Origin of the sequence: Paenibacillus sp. FSL H8-0104 (genome assembly GCF_038050215.1) — a bacterium.
GTDB lineage: Bacteria > Bacillota > Bacilli > Paenibacillales > Paenibacillaceae > Paenibacillus > Paenibacillus amylolyticus.
The window spans coordinates 2,786,171-2,796,545 of record NZ_JBBOTC010000001.1; the positions used below are offsets into that span (position 1 = coordinate 2,786,171).

At 47.8% G+C, this 10,375-nt stretch carries 10 protein-coding genes; all 10 read left to right on the forward strand.

Translation table 11 applies throughout. The annotated features are described in order from the left end of the window. Positions 1-2 precede the first annotated feature (2 nt). The 10 genes from hxlB (at position 3) to NST38_RS12795 (ending at position 10,288) form a co-directional block, all read left to right on the forward strand. A complete protein-coding gene (gene hxlB / locus NST38_RS12750) occupies positions 3-566 on the forward strand; it encodes a 6-phospho-3-hexuloisomerase (RefSeq protein WP_047842632.1) in 564 nt (187 codons plus the stop codon). Between the two features lie 267 nt (positions 567-833). Continuing rightward, on the forward strand, positions 834-1,193 hold the full coding sequence (locus tag NST38_RS12755) for a winged helix-turn-helix transcriptional regulator (protein ID WP_036608849.1): 360 nt from the start codon (positions 834-836) through the stop codon (positions 1,191-1,193). A 332-nt stretch (positions 1,194-1,525) separates the two neighbouring features. Then, a complete protein-coding gene (pepF, locus tag NST38_RS12760; protein ID WP_076249616.1) occupies positions 1,526-3,328 on the forward strand; it encodes an oligoendopeptidase F in 1,803 nt (600 codons plus the stop codon). Between the two features lie 110 nt (positions 3,329-3,438). Then, positions 3,439-3,954, forward strand: coding sequence for a DUF2500 domain-containing protein (locus NST38_RS12765; protein ID WP_244988124.1), 516 nt, complete (start codon positions 3,439-3,441; stop codon positions 3,952-3,954). Positions 3,955-4,189: 235 nt separating this feature from the next. Then, on the forward strand, positions 4,190-5,683 hold the full coding sequence (locus NST38_RS12770; RefSeq protein WP_076249615.1) for a rhamnulokinase: 1,494 nt from the start codon (positions 4,190-4,192) through the stop codon (positions 5,681-5,683). A 1-nt stretch (position 5,684) separates the two neighbouring features. Then, positions 5,685-6,446, forward strand: coding sequence for a DeoR/GlpR family DNA-binding transcription regulator (locus NST38_RS12775; RefSeq protein WP_076249614.1), 762 nt, complete (start codon positions 5,685-5,687; stop codon positions 6,444-6,446). Between the two features lie 114 nt (positions 6,447-6,560). Next, the gene (locus tag NST38_RS12780) at positions 6,561-7,289 is read left to right on the forward strand and encodes a (Fe-S)-binding protein (protein WP_017688927.1); all 729 of its coding nucleotides are present in this window, start codon (positions 6,561-6,563) and stop codon (positions 7,287-7,289) included. Next, entirely contained in the window at positions 7,286-8,803 is a 1,518-nt protein-coding gene (locus NST38_RS12785; RefSeq protein ID WP_076249613.1) for a LutB/LldF family L-lactate oxidation iron-sulfur protein, read from the forward strand. The genes NST38_RS12780 and NST38_RS12785 overlap by 4 nt, the downstream gene beginning before the upstream one ends. After that, entirely contained in the window at positions 8,793-9,518 is a 726-nt protein-coding gene (locus tag NST38_RS12790) for a LutC/YkgG family protein (protein ID WP_076249612.1), read from the forward strand. The genes NST38_RS12785 and NST38_RS12790 overlap by 11 nt, the downstream gene beginning before the upstream one ends. Positions 9,519-9,733: 215 nt before the next feature. Further along, positions 9,734-10,288 (forward strand): glutathione peroxidase, encoded by a 555-nt coding sequence (locus tag NST38_RS12795; RefSeq protein WP_076249611.1) that lies wholly within the window; start codon positions 9,734-9,736, stop codon positions 10,286-10,288. Positions 10,289-10,375: the final 87 nt, after the last annotated feature.

The window sequence follows — 10,375 nt, forward strand, 5'->3', positions numbered from 1 at the left end:
AGATGAGCAAAACACAGTACGCAGCTGACATCTTGAAGGAGCTGGAACGTACGCTAAGCCAGATCGACGATGCAGAGATGCAAGCGATGGCTGAGCACATTCTGGCTGCAGAACAGATTTTTGTAGCAGGAGCAGGCCGGTCAGGACTTATGGGAAAGGCTTTTGCCATGAGACTGATGCAGATGGGGCTTCGTGTATATGTGGTGGGCGAGACCGTAACACCTGGGATCAGCTCGAAGGATTTTCTCTTGCTGTGCTCTGGCTCAGGAGAGACAGGCAGTCTGGTAGCCATGGCTCAAAAGGCTAGCCAAGCTGGTGCGCCTGTAGGTCTCATTACGATTAAGCCAGAGTCCACGATTGGGAAACTGGCAACTACGGTAGTGCGTCTCCCGGCTTCAGCCAAAGAGGACACAGCAACTTCCGGAGCGGCAGTAACCATTCAGCCGATGGGCTCGTTGTTCGAACAAGGACTGTTAATCGGCATGGATGCTCTCATCCTTACGATGATGGAAATGAAGGGTATGACCGGAGCGGATATGTTTGGCCGCCACGCGAACCTGGAATAGTGAATAGATGAAAGACCGGAATCCTTTGATTATGAAGGGTTCTGGTCTTTTCTGCGATACATAATCATTCATCTGTATAGGTTTTATCCGTGATTTACAGTTAAACTTTGCATCCCGACCAGGCTGTAGTAGAATTAATAGATAGCTGTATCGAATGAATGTACTTATTACATCATGCATGGAGCGGAAAACTTACCTCGTGTGAAGTGTCCCCGTGATATGCGTATTATACGCGATATAAGATTGAAGATGAGGGGGCTCGGAGCCATGGCGTCCGAAGTGAAGGAACGGATTAATCTGAAAGAAATCAACTGTGAGAAGGAATTGACCCTTGCGGTGATCGGTGGCAAGTGGAAACTGATTATTTTGTGGCACTTGGGCCTGGAAGGCACCAAACGTTTCAGTGAGCTGAAACGCCTAATCCCTCATATTACCCAGAAGATGCTGACCAACCAGTTACGTGAGCTGGAGGAAGACAAACTGATTGAGCGCAAGGTGTATGCCGAGGTACCACCTCGGGTGGAATATACGTTGACAGATCACGGTCAAAGCCTGATGCCCGTCCTGCACGCAATGTATAACTGGGGTAAAAATTACGGTGAAAATGTAATCTGGAAAGAAAGCTAAATAAGTTATATTCACAGCGAACCGCCGGGTAAATGGATACTTCCATAAACCAGCGGTTTTTTAGTTACTTTTAAATTTTGGACAGTGGATCAATAGTTTACTCCAAACGCAGCGGGCAGAAATAGACTTAAGAAGCGGAGCGTGCGCCTTTATCACCGGATTTTTACCTTTGAAAAAGGGGAATCAAAAAATCTGGGGATAACAGCGATCGGAAGGTTGTTCTGTCATCGAAGTGGTAAGTGAGAATAATCTTTAGTCCAATCTATACTCCCTTGAACTGGAATATGATACGATGAGAGATATTGGAAATGCAAGGAGGATGACAACTAAAGATGGAAAAAATACGTACACGTGCTGAGGTAAACCCAGAAACGACTTGGGATCTGAGAGACTTGTTTGTAACCGATGTAGAGTGGGAGCAGGAGCTTCGATCACTTCCTCAGGCTGCTGCCCAGATCGAAACGTTCAAAGGACGTCTGGGCGAAGGCGCTGAACAATTACTGGCTTGTCTGGATGCGCGTGAAGCTTTGCAGGAGCGAATCAGCAAGACGGCGTCTTATGCTCGACTGAAGCAGTCAGAGGACAGCACCAATCCGGTTAATATTGAGAATTCAGCCAAGGCAGGAGATATCCTATCAAATCTGTCTTCGTCCTTGTCTTTTGTCAATTCGGAGATCGTTGATCTGCCGGAGGGAACAGTTGAGCGTTATCTTGAAGAGCTTCCGGAATTGGAGCCGTATGCGCGCAGTTTGGAGCGTTTGATTCGAGAAAAAGCACATCGGCTTACGCCTGAGACCGAGAAGGTACTCGCTTCATTAGGAGAGGTACTGGATTCGCCATACCGTATCTATCTGCGCGGTAAACTGGCAGACATGACGTTTGACGATGCTCTTGATGGAGAGGACAATAATCGTCCACTGTCCTGGTCATTCTATGAAAATAATTATGAGATGTCGTCTGATACAAAGCTGCGCCGTTCTGCTTATGCTGCATTCAGCTCGACATTAAATGATTACAAAAATACGTTCGCAGAAGGTTATGCAACCGAAGTGAAGAAACAGGTTGTTTTATCCAGGCTGCGTGGTTACGACGATGTTACAGATATGCTTCTCAGCCCACAACAAGTGAGCAAAGAGATGTACAATAATATTCTGGATATTATCCAGCAGGAACTCGCACCTCATATGCGCAGACTGGCGGCTCTCAAGAAACGTGAACTGGGTCTGGACAAACTGATGTTTTGTGATCTGAAGGCGCCGCTTGATCCTGAATTTAGCCCTGCCATTACATATGATGAGGCGTGCATACTCATACGAGAAGCACTTGATGTGCTTGGGCCGGAGTACGGCGAGATCGTAGAGCGCGCATTCAGTGATCGCTGGGTGGATTACGCAGATAACGCAGGCAAATCAACAGGGGCATTTTGCTCCTCTATATATGGTTCACACTCCTATATCTTAATTTCATGGGCAAACAATATGCGCGGAGCATTTACACTTGCCCATGAAGTGGGGCATGCGGGCCACTTCATGCTTGCGGGACGTTACCAACGTCTCACGAATACACGGCCATCTCTTTATTTCATTGAGGCACCATCGACGATGAATGAAATGCTGCTGGCCGATCATCTATTGAAGCGTTCCGATAATCCGAGAATGCGTCGCTGGGTCATTTTGCAATTGTTGAACACGTATTACCATAACTTCGTTACACATCTGCTGGAAGGTGAATTACAGCGCAGGGTGTACGCACGCGCAACCAATGATGAGCCCATTACGGCAAAGACGTTAAGTCAACTCAAGGGAGACATCCTTTCCGAATTCTGGGGACCTGATCTGGTAATTGATGAAGGGGCCAAGCTCACATGGATGAGACAGCCTCATTATTATATGGGACTATATCCGTATACCTATGCGGCAGGCTTGACGGCTTCCACAGCGGCTGCACAGCAGATTCGTGAAGAAGGACAGCCTGCGGTAGATCGCTGGCTTGATGCACTCAAAGCTGGTGGAAGTCTCACACCACAGGAGTTAATGAAGCTTGCGGGTGTGGATATGTCCGGACCTGAGCCGATTCGCTCTGCGGTTGCTTATGTCGGCAGTCTGGTCGACGAACTTGAACGTCTGTATTCCTGATCTGGTTCATATAGTATATGGACAAGGCAGAACGGGTTGTCTGCATGCACCGCCTTCCTTGCGTGGGGGCGGTGCATCTTATTTTTGCAAGGGGAAAGGAACGATGATGAATGGCGTTAACAAGCGTGTCCTCATCGATGGGCCGATTAAGCGTAGACGGCTTTGGTGTGTTTGACGACATGAATGGAGTACCAGGTTTTGAAGGCAATCAGGGTGGTTTTTTTTCGGGATTTAATGAGTTTGCTACAATGAATGCATTTGCTTCGATTTTCATTGGCGGCATATTTCTCATCATTGCGGGAGTTATTGTTTTTGTTATTATTTCAGGGGTACGCACCTGGTCATCGAATAACGCAGCGGCCTTGTTAACCCTGCACTCAACGGTGGTAGCCAAACGAACGGAAGTCTCAGGTGGAAGCGGCGATAGCAGTGCGACAACCCGGTATTATGTTACATTTGAATTCGACAATGGGGAGCGCACTGAACTGATTGTTGGCGGAAACCATTATGGTATGATGGTGGAAAATGATCGAGGGATGCTGACGTATCAGGGGACACGTTTCAAGCATTTTGAGAGAGATGTACAACCCCAGTCGGGGGTAAGCAAAGGTCAATTTTATACGTAAAAAAAGAAATGCGGCTCCTCCCAGGTGGGAGAGAGTCGTTTTTGGTATACCCAAAAGAAAGAAAAACCGAAGGGTATTCAAACGCTTACATTGGTGATATACTCGTAAAATAAAGCAAAACAGTATTAAACAAAAACAAACAAAAAATAAATACAGAATAAAGTACAGAGTTACGGTCTGAATCAAGGGATACCGTTTGGAAAATAGGATTGGTTCGAAAGGTTGGTGAAGCGCGGTGAGTGTGCTGGCTTATGATTTGGGCGCTGGGAGCGGGAGAGCGCTACTGGGACATCTGAATGATCGAGGGATCGAAACAAGCGAAATTCATCGGTTCAAGAATGAACCAGTGAAGATTAGCGAGCGGATGCACTGGGATATTCTGCGATTGCATCATGAATTGTTGCAGGGGCTTACCCTTGTGAAACAGCAGGGAGAACAGCCGGAGAGCCTGGGGATCGATTCCTGGGGCGTTGATTTTGGTTTGCTTGGCAGTAATGGTGAGTTGCTTGGTAACCCGTATCATTACCGTGATACACAGTTTAACGGCATGATGGATCTGGTACGGCAAGAGCTGACCTCTCAGCGAATCTTCGAACGTACAGGGATTCAGTTTCTTAGCTTTAATACTCTGTATCAATTGGCAACGCTTCAACGCAGCGGTTCCCCGTTGCTTCATGAAGCAGAGCGTTTTCTCATGATTCCGGATTTGCTACGTTATTTCCTGACAGGGGAAGCGGTGAATGAGTTCACCAATGCAACCACAACACAATTATACAATCCATCAGCGGGGCAGTGGGATAGTGAGTTGCTGGCGCATATTCGTATTTCGGAGAAACTGTTTGGTAAAGCCGTGCTGCCAGGTACCCGTGTTGGACAATTGCGAAGCAGTATCTGTAACGATCTGGGATTGTCCCCGATTCCCGTGATCGCTGTTGCGGAGCATGATACGGGTTCAGCCGTTGTGGCTGTTCCTGCAACGGAACGTTCATTTGCTTATCTGAGCTGTGGAACCTGGTCCCTGATGGGTACGGAGATAGATCATCCGGCAATTAGTGAAGAGAGTCTGGTCTTGAACTTCACGAATGAAGGCGGGGCGGGCGGAACATTCCGTCTGCTGAAGAACATTATGGGTTTATGGATTTTGCAGGAAAGCATGCGGGAGTGGGACCGCCAAGGGCAGGGAATTAGCTATGATGCGTTATTGGCGCAGGCGGAACAGGCACCTCCATTTGCTAGTTTGTTTGACCCGGATGATGAACTGTTCATGCCCGCAGGAGATATGACGACGCGTATACGTCAGTATTGCCGTGATACAGGGCAAGTGGTACCAGAGGAACAGGGGGCTATTGCCCGGGCAATTCTGGAGAGTCTGGCATTGAAGTATAGAAGAGTTCTGGAATGGACGGAGCAATTGTCGGGTCAGACGTTCAACGGATTGCATATGGTCGGTGGAGGCATCCAGAACCGCCTGTTATGTCAGTGGACTGCAAATTCCATTGGCAAGCCGGTATGGGCAGGTCCGGCAGAGGGAAGTGCCATCGGAAATATGGCTGTGCAATGGATAGCGAGCGGAGCTTTTAAAGATATCTGGGAAGCTCGTAAGGCCATTCGTGATTCATTTCCGGTAACTGCGTATGAACCGCAGGACAGGTCAATCTGGGAAGATGCTTATGGCAGATTTCTGCGTGTGACTGCTTCATCTAATTCACAAGCGGGGAGTGAGGTGTAACATGCTGGCAGCCGAGCGGTATGACCGAATTGTGGAGATGGTGAATGTAAAGGGCAGTATGCGTGTATCCGAGCTTAGTGAGCGCTGCCGGGTGACGGAGGAAACCATCCGGCGGGATTTGGATCGGCTGGAACAGGCAGGCCGACTGCGCCGATCTCACGGTGGTGCAGTAAGTGTGAAGGAAGATCAACCGGAGATTCCTTACCGGATCAGGGAGACAACCCATGCGGAAGAGAAGAAGCGGATTGCACAAGCCGCTCTGGCGATGATTAATCCGGGTGATCGCATTCTGTTGGATGCGAGCACAACGGCAGGTTATATGGCAGCGAACATGCCGGATTTTCCGCTGACGGTCTTAACCAACTCGATCCAAATTGCCACTGAACTCAGCAACCGTGACAAGGTTGAGGTCATCTCAACAGGGGGCCAGTTGGCATCTCGCTCGTTGTCTTTTGTTGGGCCGCTCGCGGAGCGTTCTCTGGAAACGTATCACGTGGATAAAATGTTCATGTCGTGCAAAGGTGTACATCTCGAAGGCGGCGGAATCAGTGAATCCAATGAACTCCAGGCAAGGCTGAAGCAGAAGATGGTTGGCATATCAGATCAAGTCATCTTACTTGCAGATGCCAGTAAATTTGGTGTCCGTGCTTTTGCCCGAGTATCCGGGTTAAATGCAGTCCATATGATCGTTACCGATCAGCCATTGGAGGCTGAACAGACAGAACGTTTGAGCGGATACGATATTGGTATCATCACGGTTTAATCTTTTAAATTTTTATCTATATAAATTGAACTAAACATTTACACGAAACGGAGTGTCCAGTGTAAATATTCTTAGTCAATTTATCTACTAATCAGTTAATAGGAGCGTGTAATTATGAAGGTCTCCTTATTCATTACCTGCCTCAGCGATGCCATCTATCCCCGAGTGGGGGAAGCCATGGTCAGATTGCTCGCCGCTCATGGCGTTCGGCTGGATTTCCCGCCGGTGCAGACCTGCTGCGGTCAGCCTTCCTACAATAGCGGGTACTGGGATGAGACTCGGGTAGCGGCCAAAACGATTCTTGAAGCGTTTGACGACAGTGATTTTGTGGTATGTCCTTCGGGATCGTGTACGTATATGATTCATCATTATCCCGAGCTGTTCGCGGATGAACCAGTATGGTTGGAGAAGGCAAAACGATTGGAAGCCAAAGCTTATGAGTTTACTCAATTCCTCGTTCAGGTACTCGGGATAACCGATCTGGGCGCACATTTTCCGCACAAAGTAACCTATCATCCATCCTGTCATGGCAGCCGTCTGCTTGGTGTGAAGGATGAGCCGATGGCGCTACTATCTCAAGTAAAAGGTCTGGAATTGGTTCCGCTCCCATTTGCTGAGGATTGCTGCGGGTTCGGGGGCACGTTTGCCATTAAAATGTCCGATATTTCAGGAGCGATGGTGACGGAGAAGGTCGATCATGTCAAAGAGACACAAGCCGAAGTATTGGTGGGGCTGGACATGGCCTGTCTGATGAATATCGCAGGTAATCTGCGTTATCGGAATGAACCGGTGCGTGTAATGCATTTGGCGGAACTACTGTATGAGGGGGTGCGAACAGGATGAGCCAACCGGGAGTCATGGATACTACGGTCAAAGAACGTGCCGGACTGGCCTTGAATGATGATTTTCTGCGAAAAGCAGTCAAATTCACGACAGAACGTTTGCGTAACGGGAAGAAATCTGCCTCAGAAGAACATGGAAATTGGGATGAATGGCGGGAGCGTGGCCGTCAGATTCGTCTGCATACGATTGCGTATCTGGATTATTACCTGAATGAATTTGTGAATAACGCCCGTGCGAACGGGGTTCATATTCATTTTGCAGATACATCGGTGGAAGCAGCGGCGATTGCGCTGGATATTGCGGCGCATAAGCAAGCTTCTACGGTGGTGAAGTCCAAATCGATGGTGTCGGAGGAAGTGCACCTGAATCATGTATTGGAGTCGGCGGGAATTGAAGCTATTGAGACCGACCTGGGTGAATACATCATTCAGTTGGCAGGCGAAGCCCCTTCTCATATTGTCATTCCAGCGATCCATAAGAACCGCTACCAGATTGCAGAGTTGTTATCGAAGGAAGCGGGTGAAATTCTGGAGCCGGACACAACGGTACTTGCCGGATTTGTTCGCAAAAAGCTGCGTGAGAAATTCCTCGAAGCAGATATCGGCATGACCGGCTGCAATTTTGCAATTGCAGAGACGGGTTCCATGGTTTTGTTCGAAAATGAAGGCAATGCCCGTATGGTATCCACTGTTCCGAAAACGCAGATTACACTGATGGGCATGGAGCGGATCATCCCTTCGTGGACGGATCTGGAAGTCATGGCAACCTTGTTGCCACGCTCCGCAACAGGTCAGAAACTAACGATGTACATGTCAGGCATCACAGGTCCTCGCCGCACAGCGGATGCTGATGGGCCGGATGAAATGCATATTATTATCGTGGACAACGGTCGATCTTTACAGCTCGGTGATCCTGAATTCCAGGAGTTGCTGAATTGTATTCGCTGTGGTGCTTGTCTGAATGCTTGCCCGGTATATCGTCATATTGGAGGTCATGCCTACGGTGGGACGTACAGTGGTCCAATTGGCGCAGTACTGACACCTGCACTTAATGGCAACATTGATGAATGGAACGATATTGCGGGTGCTTCGAGTCTGTGCGGAGCCTGTTATGAAGCATGTCCAGTTAAAATTCCATTGCATGATATGCTCGTTTATCTACGTAGGCGTAAAGTGGAAGACGGCCATGGAAACAAAATGGAGAGCATGGGCATGAAGGGATTTGCCGCTGTTGTATCCAATTCCAAACGTTTCAGTGCGGCCATACGCCTGGGACAGATCGGGCAGAAGGCAGTTGTACGCAACAACGGCATTTCACTCAAATTGGGTCCACTTAAAGGCTGGAACAATTATCGGGTTGCGCCAAGCCTCGCCAAGAAATCCTTCCGGCAACAATGGAACAAGCTGGATCAGGAACTGAACCAGAAGCAATCGGCCATGGATTCTTCCGTTCGCAGCCGTATGGAGCAGATTATTCGTGAACGAGAGGAAGGGGATGGTAAGCATGGTCACTGAACATCAGCAATGGCTCGCACAATTGGAGAAGAAGTCGATGGAGAAACAGGAGCAGTTCATGAATGACATTGCTTCGAAATTGAGAAGACCAAGGCAACGCCATGCGCCGACCCAACCCTTTCGGGGAGCACCCGACTTTTGGACTGAGCTGGAATGGGATGAAGAGAAGCGTATTCAAGCATTTACGGATAACTTTGTGAGTGTAGGCGCACACATTGCCCGGGTTCAGAATATGGAAGAAGTATCTCAATTTATAGCCAACAAATCTCATGAACTGAGTGCCAGGTATATCATTCGACAGAATGAACAGGCATTACAGGATCTCGGATTGGAAGAGCAGCTTCCGGATGTACAGATCTCAGTGTGGAATAGTCAGGCGGATGAGAACTGGAAGGCTCGGGCAGCTGAGGCTGATATTGGTGTGGTCATGGCGGATTATGCAACAGCATACACAGGCTCGGTCACTGTACTTTCTTCACCGGAAAAAGGTCGTTCGGTCAGTCTCTTGCCTACGGTACTCATCATCATTATCCCAGTGGATCGACTGTACACCAGACTGGGTGAGACGCTGGATCGATTTGACGAAGTGGGAAGAGAGAATCTTCCGGCAGGCATCCACTTTATTTCCGGGCCAAGCCGCTCTTCCGATATTGAAAATGATTTAACCATTGGGGTACACGGACCAGGCATTGTATATGGTTTAATTATGGGTTAACGATGTGTTTAGCGTGATGGCACATCATGATTTTGATAACTGTCCGAGATGCAGTATTTGACTGCTGAGGGCAGTTTTTTATTTTGTTAACTATAGTTAAAAACTATTAAAATTATATTAATTATATATTTCACCTATTAATAATGGAAGTGTATAATCCATTTCAAGAGAGAGTTCATATGAGATACAAAAGAGAAAGAGGAGGATGAATACAGATGAGTATATTTTCTTACCAAGTTCCGTTTATGGATAGACACAAGGGTGATTTTTCTGCTTTTAAAGGGAAGGTGCTACTTATTGTGAATACAGCAAGTCGGTGCAGCTACTCCCGGCAATTCAGTGAACTTCAGCAGATGTATGAGAAATATCGTGATCAGGGGCTGGAAATTTTGGCGTTCCCGTGCAACCAATTTAACGACAAAGAACCTGGTAGTAGCGCTGAGGTAGTTGAGTATTGCAGAAGTCAGTTTCAGATATCCTTTCCGATCTTCGAGAAGGTTGAGGTCGTTGGGCAATCGATGCATCCGGTGTTTCGTTATCTGACTACAGAAGCGCCATTTCAAGGTTATGATCTGGACACGAAGGAAGGAGAGTGGATGGACACCTTTGTGAAGGAGAAACATCCAGAATTGTATCAAGGTGACGGCATCAAATGGAATTTCACCAAATTCCTGATTGACCGTAATGGGGACGTCCATGGCCGTTATGAAACGACAGTAGCTCCATTAGAGATGGAGTCAGCTATTCAGGTTCTGTTAAAGAATTCATAAGTATACCTTAATCCCTGTCCTGAGGTCCTATGACTTTGGGACTGTTGAAGATTAGAACTGGAAATGTTAGGGTAAAAGAAGATAACG